We start from the raw sequence: 17,871 nt of genomic DNA, 5'->3' as shown, positions 1-17,871 counted from the left end.
ACCATTCCCTCCGGAAAGAAGCCTCAGGTTATATTATTTTTTCCAAATATCTATACGCAGTAAAATTCGGCATCAATGTGCTCAAACAAAACGAACAGCATCCCCAACAATTAAACCAACAAAAACCGAAACAAAACAGTGCTATGGGGGAGGTTATTATATAGAGTAAATGTTGATCTCAACGATTTAACGACGTCATTCAAAAAGTTTTTATTCGTCCTCAATTCGTCGTTAAAAATTATATTTCATGGTGTTCAGAGGGGGGGACGGTACTCACAAAACGCATCAATCATCAATCTGATGGATATGGCTTTGAATATTTCCGTGTGATTGAGTAATAAACAGCACCAAACAATACTATTGTTAAATTTACTTATCACAATCAAACAAGAACCATACGAGCAGCGCAAAACTTTGTTTACTACACCAGCAAAAAAACAACAAGAGAAAAATCCATTCAGTGTCAATAAAGCGATAAAAGACCGCATTCAAATGGATTTTTTAAAACCACTCGACAGAAGCAATACAAGAAAAGCAAGCATAGAAACTCATCGCCAGGCCCCAAAAGGAAACCAGACCAGAGATAAGAATAAAATTCAATCCTTAAAAAAGTTGGAACCAGCCTTTCCAGCAAAAACCATCTGCAAATGAGAAAGAAATAATTACTCGCAAAGGCATTAGGAAATCATATTTCTCGGGAATATCTGTTGCAAAAAACTGCATCAGCAAGAGATACATCCCCACGTTCGAAGACTACTTTCACAGTCAGCGAGGTGAGGATGCAAACGGGTCAGTAAACTGACGTTATTGATTCGCCCAGTCCGCAGGATACGTCACAAACATAAACCGGGCCGAGTCCGGGGTGCTGAAGGTGATGGAGGAGTCTTTGGGGATAAAGAGGATATCCCCTTTGCTGGCCGTGACTTTCCGGTCGTCCAGGATAATCTCCAGGGTGCCGTCGATGATGTAGTCCACCTCGTCGTAGCGAAGGGTCCAGTCAAAGGCGGAGCCTTCCTGTATCTCCATGATGCCGAAGCCGAGACAGGGGCTCTCTTCCAGGGTCGCCACGTCGGTGATGAAGACTTTGTCTCCTTTTTTGCCGGTGTCAAAGGGTTCGGGGGTTACGGTTGCGGCTTTGACGCAAAACACCCCGCTCTCTTTGTCGACGATTTTTTCAAACTCGCCGGTCTTGCCTGTGAGCTGCTCGGCGATAATCTTGCGAATCAGGGCTTCGATATTGACCTCTTGTTTTTCCATGACACACTCACTGCAGTTCATGCACACCGGGGCACCGCAAGGTGCCAGGGGTGCGGTTTGGTTGTGGGCGCTTGTCCCCGCCATAAGCAACACCCGGTTGTCCCGTAACAGGTCCCGGGCCGCCGGGGTGAGGATGATCTCCTCGCTCAGGTGGAAGACGCCATCCGTCACGTGGTTCATGACGGTTTCGGCGCCGATCAGTTTCTTTTTCATTTTTTTCCTTTCATGAAGCATTGTGCAGCGCCATAAAACGAGCAATCCAAGGCTGCCATCCTCAGGACACCGCGCTCATCTTCTTGAGCTGCTCCATGATCATATGGGTCACCGCCTGGACGTCGACGGTGTCGCCGGACCGGACTGGAACGGTGGCCGCATCATCAATGCCGTAAGCCATGCGCCGAATATTAAAGAGGTGCTGGGGGCCGACGTTCTCCGAGGTGGCGCTGCCCCCCACCGTGCCGCACCCCAAGGTGAAAGAGGGAGAGAGGTTGGTGGTGATGCCCACGGCACCCTGGGTGGTGGGGGTGTTCACCAGGAAGCGGGAGACGGGTTTTTTGAGGGCAAACTCGCGGATCACGGTCTCGTTGTTGGAGTGGATCCCCATGGAGTGCCCCATGCCCCCGTTTTTGAGGAGCTTGTAGCAAAGCTCGCAGGCCTCCTGCCAGTCGTTGACCGTGTAAAAGCCGAGGAGCGCGGTGAGCTTCTCCTTGGAGAAAGGAAACTTCGGCCCCACGCCCTCTTCCTCACACAGGAGCATGGTGGTACCCGCTGGGATCTCGATGCCTGCGATGCGGGCGATGTCTTTGGCCGAGCGCCCCACCACGGCGGGGTTCATGGCACCGTTGGGTCGCTCCATGACGCGCTTTACCCGCTCCAGCTTGTCACCTTCGAGAAAATAGCCGCCCTGGGCAATGAGACTTGCCTTAACCCTGTCGGCAATGCACGCCTCGGTGACAATGGCCTGCTCGGACGCGCAGATGGTGCCGTTATCAAAGGTTTTCGAGGCCAGGACCTTTTGGACCGCCACATCCACATCCGCGCTGCGCTCGATAAAGACCGGCACGTTGCCCGGCCCCACGCCCAGGGCGGGAGTACCCGAGCTGTAAGCGGCCTTCACCATAGCGGCACCCCCGGTGGCCAGGATCATGTCGCTGATCTTCATGAGCTCGTCTGTGCCTTCGATGGTAGGCACGCTGATAACGCCCACCAGCTCTTCGGGAAAATCCATGGCCTTGAGCACGCGCCTGATCATGTTCACCGTGGCGGTGATGCATGAAACAGCCCCGGGGTGGGGACTGAAGACAATGGCGTTGGCGCTCTTGAGGGCGATGATGGCCTTATAAAGCGTGGTGCTCGTGGGGTTGGTGGAGGGAATGAGCCCTGCGATGACCCCCATGGGCATGGCGATCTCGACGATTCGCTTCTCGGTGTCCTCGTTGACGATCCCGACGGTCTTCATCCCCCTGAAATAGGCGGCCAGTTTTTCAGTGGCGTGGATGTTCTTCTGGGTCTTGTCTTTCCACTTGCCGAAGCCGGTCTCTTCGGCGGCCATCTTGCCAAGTTCTTCGGCCATTTCCGCGCCCACCCCGGCAATGGCGTCCACCAGGGCGTCCACACGCTCCTGGCCGGCCTGTTCAAGGGAAGGCTGCGCTGCCCGCGCCGCTCGAACCAGTGCCCGTGTTTCCTGAATGGAGAGTAAATCCTTGTCTATCATAGTGTATCTCCCTACCTACGACTCCGATGTCGTTATGTACTGAACAAATGCCTCGAGAAGGTCTTTTTTCCTGGCGTATTTGATCTCGCTTCGTGCCATGGGGAACCCGGAAATCCCCCGGGCAATCCGCCTCAGCGCGGTGACCTTCTTCTTCTTGAGATCGTCCATGTCCGGGGCAACGGGTTCCCCTCCATCGGTTCTCCCGTCACCTGATTTTAAAAATGGCCCCGGCAAGGAGGCCTGAACGGTGTCACACGCCGCCCCACCCATGGGCCCTGCGTCGGGGTTGCCGCCAGGCGCGCTTTTGGGCCGTGCTCCCTCCCGGACCAACACCTCTTCCAACCCCTCTGCGGTACGGGCGATGACGGTCACCGAGTGTACCTCTCCCAGACGTGCCGCCGCCGTGCTCCCCGCATCCACCGAGGCTTTCACCGCGGCCACGTCCCCTGTCATCAAAACAGATACGAGGCCGCCGCCCACTGCCTCGGAACCCAGGATGGAGACGTCGGCGGTCTTCACCGCCACGTCCCCTGCCTCCACCGCAGGGACAAGCCCCACGGTCTCGATCATGCCCAAGGCCTTACCCTTCATGGCACCCCCCCGTCATTAATATTTCAAAGGGTTGTCCGCCACGTGCTGAACAGCATCGGCAAAGGCATCGCAGGCCGCTTTGCAGGCGGACTGACTCCCTGTGAGGAGCGCCCCGCCAAAGTTGGTCTCCGAAGGAGGCCCGTAAAAAACCGCCATCTTCACGTCCGCCGCTTTCAGGGCCGCGTCCACGGCATACACCGCCTCGATGGGAGGGGCGATAAGATAAGCCATTGCCTCCCCCTCCTGAATCCCCCCTTCGGCAGAGAGAAACGAGCCGGTGCGGGAGATGCAGTGGGCGTAGTAACAGATGGAATCATCGTCGTTGCAGCTGTAGAAACAGGCGTCGTTCTCCAGAAAATCCACGGCCGCGTTGAGGCCGCTTTTCACCTCTGCCGGATTCGGCCCGGAAAGGATGGCGATGAACTCTCCGGCAAGCTTGGTGTTGGCGTTGACAGCCCCGCCGTAAAAACTCTTGGCGTAGGCCACCTTCACGTCGGCCTTCTTGGTGGCCTCGTCAATGGCGGTGTACCCCACGTCGTCGATATCGCAGGTGAGCATCCCCACGCTGCGATGCCCGTCGGGAAGCGAAAGCTCCCGAACCATGTCCCGATCCACGTTGGGTATCATTTTTATGCTCAGTACCTTGGACTTCAGAGCATCCCCTTTCATATCTCTCCTCCTTGCCGGTCTGTGCCGGTATCATTCATCGGTTGAAGCGACATCTCACCACCATGCGTCATTGCACGGAAACGAATCGGTCGTCGTATAAGCGTCGCAGGAGCTAAATCAGCTCGTCTCACCCTTTTGTTATGCGACATCCTGCAGGGCGTCCTTGCGCACCATGTATCCGAAAGCACAACGCGTTTTTCCATTTTGAGGTTCTCTGAGTATCACCCGGAGACATGATCGTTACGACTCTTCGGCGGTGCGCAAGCGCACCCTACCTCACATCACCGGTACCGTCGGCTTCGCGTCGCCCGTCACATAAAAAGACAGGTTGCCTTCATGTCCACTCACGACTGCCGGGTCTCGAACACCAGGGTCTTGATCACCACGGGCACCACCGTGCCACCGGCCATGGAGCGGCCGATGTCGATGTAGTCCCCTTCGCTCACCTCGATCTGGTCCACGCAGATGACCTGTACCCCGGGGTTCAGGGCCCGAAGGCTCTGCCCCAGGACCTTGCCGCTGTCCTGCTCCATCACCACCACAACGGGGTGACCAGCCCGGATCAGGGGGGCCAGGCCAGAGAGCAGCCCCCGAGCGAGCACCTGCACCTTTTTATAGGAGAGGTACCCGCCGCCCTGGATCCCGATGGCAAGAGGCTCCAGGTCCATGGCCTCGTAGAGGCTGGAGACGCTCCGGCCCACGGCCTCTGCCATCTCTTCCGGGGTATCGGGAATGCCCTCTCCAAAGGGAATGACCACGGGAACGTTCTTCATGGGCAGGCGCTCGTCGCTCACCACAATGGTGCTCCCGCTCACATCCACGGTCTGGGCACCGGCGCCGATCACCGTGGCCCGAATGGTCTCTGCCGGACGGATCATCTCCATGCCCTCGTCCCGGAACACCTGCCGTACCTGGCGCCCCAGCAGGGGCCCGATGTCGCCATAGCGGGCAATCTCGTCCAGGGTGTCACATGGGGCTGTTGTGTAGGCATGGTCGGCCACGCCACCTGAGATCATCACGCAATCCACCTTGTAATCGAGGCGCAGGGGCGTGGTCATCATCAGCGCATCCTCCAGGCCGGTGAGGTGGTTTTGCTTCAGGGCGTTTGCCACCACCTCGGCCATGCGACGGCAAAGGATCTCCAGAATCGACGGGTCCACACGGTCCCCGGGTGCAAGGGAAAGACCCAGGTCATCCAGCACGCGGGCCATGGGCTCGCTCACCTGAACCACCCGCCCCTCAACCGGATCCACCCGGAGCAGGCGGCCGCCGACGTTGATGCAACAGCTGTCGATTGCTTTGCCGCTCCGGTAAATCCCGATGTTGGCCGTGCCGCCGCCGATGTCGATGTTGGCCACGGTGAGAAAATGCCTGCGGGAGTAATCCGAGGCACCGGACCCACGCCCGGCAATCACCGACTCCAGCTTGCCCCCTGCCGTGGCCACCACAAAATCGCCTGCGTAGCTGGCCATCTCGCCGGAGATGCGGCGGGCGTTCTCTTTTTTGGCGGTCTCGCCGGTGATAATCACCGCCCCGGTGTCGATGTCCGAGGGCGAGATCCCGGCCTTGGTGAACTCCGCGTTGATCAGGCGAAACACCGCATCCGTATCCACGAGGTTGTCCCCGGTGATGGGGGTGAAATGGATGCCGCTGCGGTAGACCACCTCCTTGTCCGTGATCTCCATGCGCGGCACCAGGGTCCCCGGCGCCGTGTTTTTCACCGTCAGCCGGCTCACCACGCACTGGGTGGTGGTGGTGCCGATGTCGATGCCCACGCTGGTGACCACCTCGGCGGCGGAGGACTCCGCCGCACCGCTCAGGTGAGCCGCATAAAGGGACGATATGGTTGAACTCTCAGACATGGCCTTTACGCTTTCATGGCCTCGGACAGGGCCACGCCACTGGCCTTGTGGGCGAGCATCTGCTTGACCACGGTGGCCATGTGGGCCCCGGCCTCGGCAGGGGGCGTCCCGCCCCGGTGAATGTTGGAGATAATGGTCCGATCGGCCTCCACGGTTTTCTCACCGGCCTTGTAGACCATGTAGGCGCTCATGGACTCGGCAGTGATCAGCCCGGGCCGCTCGCCCACCAGCTCCACCACCACATCGCAGCCCAGGAGGGCGCCTACCTCGTCCATGACGCCCACGCGGCCGTACTTCACAAAAAAAGGCGTGCCCACACTCAGGCCCTCGGCCTTGAGCCCCTGGACCAAGGCGGGGACTGTGTCGCCGATGTTGGCTTCAATGGCCGTGGAGCTCAGGCCGTCCACCACGATGATCTGCACCTGGGCGCCCTTTTCACAGCGCTCGGAAATCATCTTTTTGGCATCTTCGCTGAGCCGCTTGCCCAGCTCCGGCTTCATGAGGTACTCGTCCTTGTCCTTCACCACGGTCTGGACGCCGAACAACCCGCTCTCGGCCAGGCAGGCATCGGAGACATCCAGGAATACGGCGTCCACGGCTGCTGCGTGGTCGGCCTGGAAATGGAGAAACGAGTGGGTCTTCTGGCGCGCGCCACACCTGCCCATGAGGATACGGGCCGGGGTGGTCTTGCGCATGGCCTCAAGGGCCGCCATGTTTTTGGGGTTATCCACCTTCACTTCATCCAGCGGAGACAGGGTCACGGGGTCTCCGGAAGAAAGCCTGGAATCGCTGGATACCACCGGCGCCGCGCCCCTTTCCCTTGACGAAGCCCCCCCTTGAATTACCCCCTGCTCCACCAGCTTGCCGATGACGCTTTGAATCAGTTCCTGTTCGTTCATTGCTCTGTGGTTCCTTTGCTATTTGTCAAAGATTGACGCGTCGCCGGCAGCGTCGGTGAGGCAGCCGTCTTCCATGATACCCATCTTCTCAAGCCAGGCTTCGAACTCGGGAACCGGCCTGAGGCCCAGAATCTCCCGGGCCGATGCGTCGTCATAATAACTGGTGTCCTGGTAGTTGAGCATGCAGTCGTCTCCCCCCGGGACCCCCATGAAAAAGTTGGACCCGGCCATGGCGCAGAGCATGGTGCCGATCTCCTGGTCGTCCTGGTCCGCCTTCATGTGGTTGGTGTAGCAGGGGGCGATGCCCATGGGCAGGCCGTGCATCTTGCCCATGAAGAGGTCCTCCAGGTCGGCCCGAAGCACCTCTTTGCCCGTGTAGATGGTCTCAGGACCGATAAACCCGGAGACGTTGTTGAGCATGAAGGGGGCATAGCGCCTTGCCAGGCCGTAGGTGCGGGCCTCCAGGGTCATCTCGTCCACGCCGTGATGGCAGTCCAGGGAGATCTCCGAGCCCTGGCCGGTCTCGAAATACATCACGTTGGGACCGGTGGAAGGGGCTTTGTGCAGGGCCAACTCACGGGCCTCGCCCAGCATGGCGGCGGAGATGCCGAAGGCGTCGTTGGCGGTCTGGGACCCTGCGATACTCTGAAACAGAAGGTCCACGGGCACGCCCTTTTCCATGGCCTGCATCTGGGTGGTGATGTGGGCCAGGACAACACACTGTGTGGGCACCTCGTAGAGGTCCCTGAAATCAGTGATGGCCCGCATCACCCGCGAGTACCCTTCCACGTTGTCTTCCACCGGGTTCACCCCGAAGCAGGCATCCCCGGAACCGAAGGAGAGCCCCTCTTTCAAGGACGCCAGAATCCCTTCGATGGAGTCCGTGGGGTGGTTGGGCTGGCACCGGAACGACAGGGTCCCGGGCAGGCCGATGGTGGTGTTGCAGTGGGCCGACACCTTGATCTTCTTGCTGGCGTACACAAGGTCCATGGTGGACATGAGCTTGGCCGCGGCGGCAATCATCTCGCTGGTGAGGCCCCGGCTGATGTTCAGCAGGTCCCCCTGGCGGCGGCTCTTGAGAATGGTTTCCCGCAGCTCGGCCACGGTCCAGTTCTTGATGCTCTCGTAGATGGTGGTGTTCAGGTCGTCGTAGATCACCCGGGTCACCTCGTCATCATCGTAGGGGATGACCGGGTTCTCATAGATATCCTTGAGCTGCAGGTTGGCCAGGCAAAGCTTGGCCGCAACACGCTCCGTAGCGGACTCCGCCGCGATACCGGCCAGGGCGTCGCCGGATTTCTCGTTGTTGGCCTTGGCCAGGACATCGCGGACCGATTGAAAGGCAAACACCTTATCGCCGATCTTGCTTCTCAGATTCACGTGTGTATCTCCTTACTTGATTATGGCAAATGCCTTGATAACGCCTTCATACCCACGTCATCAAAGCACTCGCCCAGAATTTCAAGGCGCCCCCTTGCCGCCGGAGGCGCGCTTTTACTCGTCCCCCTGCTCCTGCTCGATCTTCACGGCAGCGGGAACCGAAAGAATGTAGGCCAGGCAGAAGCCTGCAATGCCCCCCGCCAGCTTGCCGCTCATGACGGGCAGGATCATGTTGGGCTGGAAGTTGGCGGTAAAGGCGAGGTGATCACCGAACATAAAGGCCGCACACACGGAAAAGGCGATGCACAGGACCTTGTCCTTGGCCCGCATGTCGGCGATGAGACGGAACATGGCCAGGATGTTGGCGGCGGCGGCCAGGATGCCTGCGGCCCCTTCGCTCTTCAGCCCGAGCTTTCCGCCCACGGCCTCCATGGGCCCGGCCAGATAGTGTTTGATAAGGTAAACCATGGGAAAGGCGCCGCAGAGCATGATGCCGATGTAACCGGCGATCTCAAGGGCCCGGAACTGATCGGCCTCGTCGGCGATAATGGGATCAAATCCCCAGCCACCCAGAACCGTGGAGAAGATGCCGGTGAAGTACTCCACCACGGAGAAGACCAGCACCAGGGTCAGGCCGATGCCCATGGCCCGGCCAAAGACGAGAAACCCCTTGATCATGGCCTTGGGAGCGAGTTTCAGGCCCACGGCAAGGGCCACGCAGAAGATGGTCAGGGGCAGCAGGTTGGCAAAAATGGTGCCGAAGCTTAAAGAGAGAACGTAAACGGACTCGGCGTTGGCCGAGATCACCCCTCGCACGGCAAGATCCGTGACCGAGAGGATGGCGCTGCTCACAAAAACGCCCACGGGGATGCTCAGGATCCCGGACATCACCCCCAGGGCCATGTACTTGTGGTCTTTCTTCTCCAGCATGGTCAGCCCCACGGGGATTGAAAAGACGATGGTGGCCCCGGACATGTAGCCCACCACCATGGCCATGATCCAGCTCTCCTTGGTCTGGGCCAGGACCTCGGCCAACTGGTACCCGCCCATGTCCACGGCAATAAAGGTGGTGGCGGCAATGGCCGGGTCCGCTCCGATGGCGGAAAAAAGAGGCCCGAAAACGGTTTTTACAAAAGCAGAAATGTACGGCGTGGCCGCCATGATCCCGGCCACGGGAACAAAGATGGGGCCGATGCTGTTGAGGCCCTCGATGAACTCCCGGCCCAGGCCGCTCTCATCGTCCCTGATGTAGGCAAAGGCGCCTAAGACGGCACACCCCATGATAATGTAAATGATAATCGTACCGATGCTTCCCATAAGGCAATTCTCCTGATCTGTGGTGTCACTTCATCATGACGGTTGGTCAGGGCCGGGGTAAAACGACCGAGGGTGCGGTTCCCATCCCGTGGTCGGAAAATCTTTGTGCCCGGCTCCCTCCATGCTTTAAGCGGCTCCCCGGTATCGTTCCGGGCCCGGTGCATGCACGGCCCGGTGCGACCGGCCCCTTTGCCTGTCACGCCGAGCGGAAGGTGCCCCTTCCCTGCACACGATCGCCACCCATGCCTGAGGTCCCCGCAACGCATCCATCCCGTTGCAGGTACACCCCTTCCTCAATCAAAATGCATACCAACCCGAAGAAAATGACTTTTTAAGTAGAATTACAGGAGATTAAACTCAAAGAAGAAATACTGATGAGATACCGCCGCGTTGTCCGTCCGGCAGGGACACGGATGTATTCACTTTTTATGAACGCTTGTACAGGGGAAAGGGAGAAAGGAAACGGTTTAAGTCATAGGGGGAAAATAAGCCTCCGGCGGCAAGGGCTACAGCCCCTTGACCCCAGGATCGGGAATGCTCTTTCGCCTTTCGTTGTCGCGCCGTAGCCCGGTGACGTTGGTTGAGTGGTGACGCACAGACACGGGCGTAGGTGAATTCCTCAGGCTCATCACATTCCCTGACGGGCTTCGCCCGTGTGGAATACCGAACCCTTACCGGGATACCGTTATCTTTCGTTCCCTGGCTCTGCCTGGGAATGCCCCTCGGAGGCTCTGCCTCCACCATCGATACCCCCGGCCCTGTGACGAACGCCACCCACGGAATGATTTTGCATACCGGCAAGGCGGAGCCTTGCTAATCACACTCCCAGGCAGAGCCTGGGAGCGAGACAAAGGTAGCACACCGTGCCGCCGGAGGCATTGCGCCTACAACGATAATGGACAAGTGGTAACAACGTATCCCGTGACTTCGAAACTTGTAAGTCAACCCGCAGCGTTTATGTCGGGCGTAGCCCGATCCGAAGGCCATTGCGCTTTGCCCTGAGGAACGAAGGGCAAAGCGCAATGGCAATATGCTTTCGAGGTGGCTCACCTCGCCGCCGGAGGCTTGCTTTTGCTCCCGACTTTAACCATAGACACCGTTTTACGCGTTCACGCCCCACCCCATGCGGTCCACGCTGTGCTTTTTAAGGAGGGTATAAAGACGGGTGCGGCCGAGGCCGGAGATGGCGCAGGCATCTTTGATGGAGCCACGGGTGACTTTCATGAGTTCCTGGAGGTATGTTTTCTCTGCCTTGTTAAGGACCGACTCACGGTATGCCTTGTAAGTGGGCAACGGAAGGTCCGAAACGACCTCGGCGTCCGCAGCAGGCTTTGGCTCCGATGGCAGGTCTGCCGGGGCGGCAACGGAGACAACCTCTTTTTCCTCACCAGGGTCTCCGAAGGTTTCAGCCACCGACGACCGGGCCATGGTGATGCGGATCTGTTCGGGCAGGTGCTTGGAGAAAAGCTCGGGCTCGTAGTAGGCGTCGCTGATGGAGGACTCCAGGGTGTTCACCAGTTCACGCACGTTGCCCGGCCAGTGGTAGCTGCCAAGGGCGGCGATAAAATCCTGGGAGACCCCCTTGGGCTTGATGCCCAGGGCGCCGTACACTTTGGCGCTGAGCTGCTTCACCAGGCCCGGCAAATCTTCGAGGCGCTCCCGCAAAGGGGGAAGGGTCAGGGAGACGGCGTTGAGGCGATAGAGCAGGTCTTCCCGAAACAGGCCCTGCCTCACCATGTCCGAAAGCTTCCGGTTGGTGGCAGCCACCAGCCTGAAATCGCTCTCCACCTCCTTTTTGCTCCCCACGGGACGATAGCGCCGCTCCTGGAGCACCCGCAAAAAGGCTTTCTGAAGGTTAAGGTTCATCTCCCCCACCTCGTCCAGAAACAGGGTGCCTCCGTTGGCAAGGCCCACCAGCCCTTCGGCGGCCTTGTCCGCCCCGGTAAAAGAGCCCTTCTCATGGCCGAACAGGGCGCTCTCCACCAGGGTTTCGGGCAGGGCCGCGCAGTCCACCACCACAAACCGATGCCGGGAACGTCCGCTGTTGGCGTGGATGGCCCGGGCAAACAGCTCCTTGCCCGTGCCGGTCTCCCCGGTGATCAGCACGTTGGAGAGGCTCTGGGACGCCTTGGCCACGGTGTCCAGGCACTCCTGGACCTGGTGGCTGTTTCCGACGATCCCCGCCCGCTTGAGGGTCCTGGCGGGCCGGGCCGCGGTGCGGATGTTGTCCCGGTACTGGAGCACCCGATCCAGGGGCTGGATGATCTTTTTGGGGGACAGGGGCTTCTGGATGTAGTCCCAGGCCCCGTTTCGGATGGCCCTCTCCGCACCGTCGGAGTCGCCCATGCCCGTCATGACGATGATCTCCGGCGGGAAATCGATCTCCAGAATCTCTTTCATGGCCTCAAGGCCGTTGCCGTCTGGCATGCGCACGTCCAGGAAGACCACGTCAAACCCGCCGGAAAGGGCCAGTCGCAGCCCCTCGGCCAGGGTCTGGGCGTAGGCCGCTTCGTGGTCCATATGGTGGACAAGGTCGCACAGCATGGTGCACATCTGCTGGTCATCATCAATGATCAATACGTTGGACATCTCTTACTCCTCCGGTATCCGGTTCCCACTTCGCCTCCTGCCCGGAGACCTGATCCATCATGCCACCGGCTCGCGGCGCAGCACCCGGGAGACCAGATCGGCCAGCTGTCGCGCCCCGATGGGCTTTTTCATAAAACATCGTATGCCCGCGGCCCGGGCCTCCTCCTCCAGCCGGGATGAACTGAATCCCGTGCAGAGCACCACAGGCAGTTCAGGCCTCACGGCCATCACCTCCAGGGCAAGATCGAACCCCGTCATCTCGGGCATGGTCTGATCCGTAATGACCAGGTCAAAGGCGTCAGGATCCTGCATGAACCGCCTGCGGGCCCGGATGCTGGAGGTCTCTGCCGCCACGTCGTATCCCAGATGGGAGAGGATCTCCGAGCTGAAGCTCACCAGCTCCTCTTCGTCATCCACAAAAAGGATCTTCCCACGCCCCCGGGACATCGTCACGCGAGCTTCCTCCGTCACGGTTTCTCCGGCATCAGGGCAGGCGGGGATCAACACGTGAAAGGCGGCCCCCTCTCCAGGCACAGAAGTCACCGTGACGGCCCCGTTGAAATGCTTGACGATACCGTGCACCACGGCAAGGCCCATGCCCGTGCCGTCCCCGGTCTGCTTGGTGGTAAAAAACGGGTCGAAAATCCGATCGATCACCTCGGGTTCAATGCCAGGCCCAGTGTCCGCAACCGAGAGCTGCACATGGGGCCCTGGGAGCACCCCGGAGAGGCCCCAGGCCTGATCCGAGTCCACGTCCACGTTGCACAACGAGACGGTCAGTGTCCCGCCCCTCTCATGCATGGCGTAGGATGCGTTGGTGCACAGGTTCATCAGCACCTGATGCACCTGGGTGGCGTTGGCAACCACGGCGTCGTCGGGGCAGTCGATCTTCTCGCAGATACGGATGGTGGACGGAATGGATGCCCTCAAAAACTTCAGGCTCTCCTTGACGATGGGGGACAGGGAGAGCTGGCTCTTCTCCTGCTCGCCGTGACGGCTGAAGGTGAGGATCTGGTCCACGAGCTCCCGGGCCCGGTACGCTCCTTTGAGGATGTGCTCGATGCGCACGGCCACCCGGTCGTTGCCCTCCACGTCAAACATCTCGATCATCTCGGCGTACCCGATAATCCCCCCTAAGATATTGTTAAAATCATGGGCAATGCCCCCTGCCAGGGTGCCGATGGCCTCCATCTTCTGGGATTGCTGAAGCTTGGTCTCAAGGGTCTTCTGTTCGGTAAGGTCCCGCTCGTTGACCACCACCCCGCTCACGGCTCCCGCCGCATCGAAGCTGGGGTAGAAGGTAAAATCCACAAAACGAAGCCCCCGCTTCGGAAACCCTACCCAGGCCCTGTGCCGGACGTTCTTTCCCAAAAGGCACGCCTCAAGATAGGGTTTTACGTGCTCTGCAAAGAGGGGCTCACCCAGCACCTCTGCCACGGGCCGGTTGATGAGCTCGTAGCGATCCCGACGCGTGGCAAGCAGGTAGGCCTTGTTCACCGCCTGCATGGAAAGAGCCCTGTCCACCAGCCACATGCAGTCGCTGGAGGCGGCCACCATCTGCTCGTATTTCCGCAACTCGTCTTCCGAGTGCTTTCGCCGGGTGATGTCCCGGGCAATGCCCATGGCCCCCATGGAGCTGCCGTCGAAATCCTTCTGAATGGTGATGTTGAGCTCCATATGAATAAGGGAGCCGTCTGCCTTGATCAGCTGGATCTCATGCAGGTTGGTCCTGCCCTCAAAGGCGCCCTGCTTCAGCTGCTCAAAGTCATCCGACCCGTATCCCGAGGCCAGAAGTTCGAAAAAGGGTACGCCCAGGAAGTCGGTCACATGAAAGCCGGTCCATTTCTCAAAGTTCTGGTTCATATAAACCAGACAACCATCCAAATTAGTTCGAAAAATGATATCCGTTGTCCCCTCCACCAGGTTCCGGTAATTGGTCTCGCTTTCCCGGATCCTGCTGTCCCGCAGGGCCACCTGCTCCACCATGGTGTTGAACTCATGGGCGATAACCGAGAGCTCGTTGTTTTTCCTCAATCGCACCCGCCTGGAATAATCCCCTGCAGAGATCCGGTGAAAGGCTTTCTCCATTACACCCAAGGGCTTTAAGATCTGTCGGTTCAGGAGAATCCACGTGGTGCCCAGCACCGCAAAGAGGGCCGAAAACATGATGGCAAGATCGGAAAAAATCATCTGCTGGGTGAGCCGCCACACATCGCTGTTGGTAAAGGTCATGACCACCCGGCCGATGCCCTTGCCGTTGTAACTCACCGTGCGATCAAGCTCCCAGCGGATACGCGCCGTGGCCGGGGCGTCTCCCGTGCGGTCTTTTACCACCAGGGTCTTGCCCTGCTCGTCAAAGACCTCCAGGTGGACCAGGCTGCGGTCGTTGGCAAGGATATCGGCAAAGGTCCGGATAAAATCCACGTCGTAATGCCAGAGGGGTTGCGCAAGGGTCTTCACCGCCCTCTCCATGGTGCTTCCCGCGTTTTTTTCCAGCATGCGGGTGTTCCGCACATAGACCATGTAGCAGTCGATGATGGTCACGATGATGCAGGTAACCCCTAAGACCATGAAAAACGCATAGATAAAATCGGACCTCAGGGAAGTCTGCTTGCCCGACTCGCTGTATAACGGTCTCATCGCCCCTCCCCGGCCCGTTCGGACGGTCTTGTCTTCATGGCCTCGCTCCATAAAAATTTAAAGGCGTTGCGATCCCGGATCTCCAGGATCTGCCAGGGAATCCTCTTCTTCAGCAAGAGCCTCAAGGTGTCCCCGGAGGCCGTGTCCGGCAGAGAGGCCACATAGTCTGAAAGCCCTTTGCGGGTCACGGGATAGGTCCCCAGTTCCATGGCAATGGACCGGGTCTGCACCTCATCGGTGAGCAGGTAATTGATCCACGCTTCGGCAATGCGGCGCAACAGGGGCTTCTCTTTCAAGGTGTGGCTGACGAGCATGGCATCCACCCACCAGGGTGTGCCCTCTTGGGGAACCGCAATGCGCCATCCGTCAAAGGCGCCGTCCGCCGTCGGGAACATGCACCGCCAGGTGGTGGAGAGGGCCAGGCCCCGATAGTTTTCAGGTTTGTCAAACCCTTGCCAGAACGAGGCGGACTCGGCGGCAAGGTAGTCGATCTTCTCCTCCAGCGGCCTTCCCTTGATGGCATCAAAACGGAAAATGTCCGGGCTGCGGTGGCCCAGGGCCAAAGCGGAAATATAGACGTTCAGCTCGTAGTAATCCTTGTGGACCATGAATTTTCGTTTCCAGGAAGGATCCCAGAACACCTGCCAGCTGGTGGGCTCTTCCCGCACCAGGGCTGTGTTGTACGCCAGGGCGTAAGGCCCCTGCACAACGGGCACCGCATACACCTCGCCCCCTTCCATGGCCCAGGGCTGGCGGTAGAGTTCCGGGACGAGATGTGTGTAATTGGGGATATTTTCCAACCGGATGGGCAGGGTCAGGCCGTTGGTGGTGAGGTTGTACCGAAAATCCTTGGGCAGGTTGTGGGCGGGGGAGATCAGGTCCACTTTGTCGTTTCGCAGGGCATCAAAAAAATCATCGGGGTTTGAGGCATATGTGATGGAAAAGGCAAGATCCACCCCGTAAGTTTCCCGGACATGCCTCACAAAGGTGTCCCGAACCGTCTTGGGGGCGTACCCGTCCCAGATAAGAAGCCGCAGGGTCATCTGCTCCGGGGGCTCCACACCATCCCGACCGGCGAACGCCGAGCCGCAACACATCACAAGGCACAAAACGGCTCCCACCGCTGCCACACACCTCTTCAGATTCATACCATCCATTCCCCGTTGCCCCGATGTGTCCACTCCGATAACGCCATACCCCGGGATTGCCCTGTATCGAACGTGTCTTGAGCGGCTCCCGGGTCGGCCTGGTTGCCGCGGTCTCAGGCCCGGCAGCACGAACGCCTGGCCTGAGTCACAGCAAAAAACCTGCCGAACCGCCACGATTCACCAAACCGCTTCCATTAGGGCAGTTATCTCACCACACCGGCACTAAAAATGTTCCCTTTGAACGAACCACTATCCACTATTTGTGAACATTCCGCCAGCATCGAAGAACATCCGGCCCAAATTTCTCACCACGGAGAGACCGAAAAAACCTCAGTAATTTGAAACAAAGTAAAAGGAAGGTGCCCGTCAGACGGGGTTCCGAGCCGCACCCCAACGCAACGAACCCACTGATTCAGCAGGCAATTCAATTTGACATACACCCTGCCACATGGGATATGTAGGGTATACGTCAATATGACCCATACTTACCTGTCCAACACGTCCAGCCAGTAACACCGATTTTTTTAGAATTGAAGAATGAAACACCCTGTCCGAAGCCCGGATAAGTCACGGGTCGAGTGCACCCATTACCTTCTATTTGTTTCGGGGAGACTTACATGCTGAAGAGATCCCTTCGATCATGTGTCGTTGTTATTGCAGTCACCCTCTGGCCCCTTGGCACCATGGCCTTCACCCCCATGTCCGCAGACGCGCTCAAGGCAGCCACCGGCAGGGCCCTCACGCCCTCGGCGGAAAACAGCGCAGACACGTTGCTGCAGGCCTATTACGATCTCTTCGACACGTGGGATTACAGCCTATCCGCAACCACCTACGGAGAAGATGAGGCCTTTGCCAACGGCGAAGAGACCGGCGAACTCGGCGTCATGGGGTGGGCCTACCGCATGCTCAGCCCGGCCCCTGACGGTTCCCCTTCCCTGTTCGACCGCATGGGCACCTTCAATGCATCGACGTCCACCCATCGAATCCCCCTTGTGACCATGGACATTCCCCGCCTGGTCATCATCGCACCCAGGACATCCTACACCGTCATGTTCCGCTCCGATGACGAGGATGACGACAAGGATTTCCTGACCGTCACGCGGGACACCTCCCTCATGGCCCTCCAAACAGGCACCATGGAAGTGGCGGCTCGCTGACGGGTCTTTCCGCGCACCCATTTTTCCAGCCCGCACCCACAGAAAAAGCAGCTGCCCCCATCAGGGTACGCCGCGTCATTTCAGAAAACCCTTCCACGGCTTTCAGCCGCAGGCCCTCCCCTTTCCCTTCCGGTTGCTGCTCTTTAACCCGGCTCGCCCGAAGGGTGAGCCGGACACACCTGTCTTCTGTCGCGTTATCAGAGCGTTGAGGTCAACATCAAGATCTGCAGCTCTGACGCCTTGAATATGGATGCTCTCGGCTCGTTAACCATGCGGGCTAAAACGCAAAGCACAACGTGACACGTTTTGACTTACTCACTTTCTTGCCAAAGGGTTTACCATACGTACAAAATTGACTTAATTTTATTTTACACCCATACAAAAACGCCCCAGATGCCCCCACCGCCCTCGCCAGCGAACCCGGAAAGCAATAAGTATATTTCATTTACTTTCAATATCTTAAAACAGAGAAACACAAGTCTGAACATTTCTGGGGCGGGCCAAACAAACGCCCAACTATCCAGAATAGTGGACAAAACAACGCTTCCACCGTTCTAAAATTATTTTTCACTTTACTTTCAGCGAGTTAAAGAAACTACCCTGTCCCCATTCCAAAATAAAATTTGACACGAAATATCATGCATGGCA

At 58.5% G+C, this 17,871-nt stretch carries 13 protein-coding genes; 2 read left to right on the top strand and 11 right to left on the bottom strand.

What is annotated here, in order from left to right; translation table 11 throughout:
• The first annotated feature begins 330 nt into the window (after positions 1-330).
• The gene (locus MSL71_RS13735) at positions 331-651 is read left to right on the top strand and encodes a hypothetical protein (protein ID WP_180141240.1); all 321 of its coding nucleotides are present in this window, start codon (positions 331-333) and stop codon (positions 649-651) included.
• A 153-nt stretch (positions 652-804) separates the two neighbouring features.
• Here the strand turns inward: MSL71_RS13735 and MSL71_RS13730 are convergent, their stop codons facing one another.
• The 11 genes from MSL71_RS13730 to MSL71_RS13680 form a co-directional block, all read right to left on the bottom strand.
• Positions 805-1,470: a cupin domain-containing protein gene (locus MSL71_RS13730; protein ID WP_218951028.1), complete on the bottom strand. Its 666-nt coding sequence runs from the start codon at positions 1,468-1,470 to the stop codon at positions 805-807.
• A 61-nt stretch (positions 1,471-1,531) separates the two neighbouring features.
• A complete protein-coding gene (locus MSL71_RS13725; RefSeq protein ID WP_180141238.1) occupies positions 1,532-2,971 on the bottom strand; it encodes an acetaldehyde dehydrogenase (acetylating) in 1,440 nt (479 codons plus the stop codon).
• A gap of 15 nt (positions 2,972-2,986) precedes the next feature.
• Complete coding sequence (locus tag MSL71_RS26930) at positions 2,987-3,562, bottom strand: BMC domain-containing protein (protein WP_180141236.1); 576 nt, start codon at positions 3,560-3,562, stop codon at positions 2,987-2,989.
• Positions 3,563-3,577: 15 nt separating this feature from the next.
• The gene (gene eutL / locus MSL71_RS13715) at positions 3,578-4,231 is read right to left on the bottom strand and encodes an ethanolamine utilization microcompartment protein EutL (protein ID WP_180141234.1); all 654 of its coding nucleotides are present in this window, start codon (positions 4,229-4,231) and stop codon (positions 3,578-3,580) included.
• Positions 4,232-4,575: 344 nt separating this feature from the next.
• Positions 4,576-6,093 (bottom strand): ethanolamine ammonia-lyase reactivating factor EutA, encoded by a 1,518-nt coding sequence (locus MSL71_RS13710; protein ID WP_180141232.1) that lies wholly within the window; start codon positions 6,091-6,093, stop codon positions 4,576-4,578.
• 5 nt (positions 6,094-6,098) lie between these two features.
• Positions 6,099-6,992, bottom strand: coding sequence for an ethanolamine ammonia-lyase subunit EutC (gene eutC, locus MSL71_RS13705; RefSeq protein WP_180141230.1), 894 nt, complete (start codon positions 6,990-6,992; stop codon positions 6,099-6,101).
• Positions 6,993-7,010: 18 nt separating this feature from the next.
• Positions 7,011-8,372, bottom strand: a complete 1,362-nt coding sequence (locus MSL71_RS13700) for an ethanolamine ammonia-lyase subunit EutB (protein WP_180141228.1) — start codon at positions 8,370-8,372, stop codon at positions 7,011-7,013.
• Between the two features lie 114 nt (positions 8,373-8,486).
• The gene (gene eutH, locus MSL71_RS13695; protein ID WP_180141226.1) at positions 8,487-9,689 is read right to left on the bottom strand and encodes an ethanolamine utilization protein EutH; all 1,203 of its coding nucleotides are present in this window, start codon (positions 9,687-9,689) and stop codon (positions 8,487-8,489) included.
• Positions 9,690-10,790: 1,101 nt separating this feature from the next.
• On the bottom strand, positions 10,791-12,278 hold the full coding sequence (locus tag MSL71_RS13690; RefSeq protein WP_180141224.1) for a sigma-54-dependent transcriptional regulator: 1,488 nt from the start codon (positions 12,276-12,278) through the stop codon (positions 10,791-10,793).
• A 57-nt stretch (positions 12,279-12,335) separates the two neighbouring features.
• On the bottom strand, positions 12,336-14,918 hold the full coding sequence (locus MSL71_RS13685; protein WP_180141222.1) for a PAS domain S-box protein: 2,583 nt from the start codon (positions 14,916-14,918) through the stop codon (positions 12,336-12,338).
• The gene (locus MSL71_RS13680) at positions 14,915-16,066 is read right to left on the bottom strand and encodes an ABC transporter substrate-binding protein (protein WP_180141220.1); all 1,152 of its coding nucleotides are present in this window, start codon (positions 16,064-16,066) and stop codon (positions 14,915-14,917) included. Before MSL71_RS13680 ends, MSL71_RS13685 begins: the two co-directional genes overlap by 4 nt.
• A gap of 617 nt (positions 16,067-16,683) precedes the next feature.
• On the opposite strand from MSL71_RS13680, the gene MSL71_RS13675 reads away from it, so the two are divergent.
• Positions 16,684-17,223: a hypothetical protein gene (locus tag MSL71_RS13675; protein ID WP_180141218.1), complete on the top strand. Its 540-nt coding sequence runs from the start codon at positions 16,684-16,686 to the stop codon at positions 17,221-17,223.
• The last annotated feature ends 648 nt before the right edge of the window (positions 17,224-17,871 follow it).

Origin of the sequence: Desulfoluna butyratoxydans (assembly GCF_900699765.1) — a bacterium.
Taxonomy (GTDB): domain Bacteria; phylum Desulfobacterota; class Desulfobacteria; order Desulfobacterales; family Desulfolunaceae; genus Desulfoluna; species Desulfoluna butyratoxydans.
Note: the sequence above shows the minus strand (reverse complement) of the source record. Positions and strands in the feature narration are given on the sequence as shown.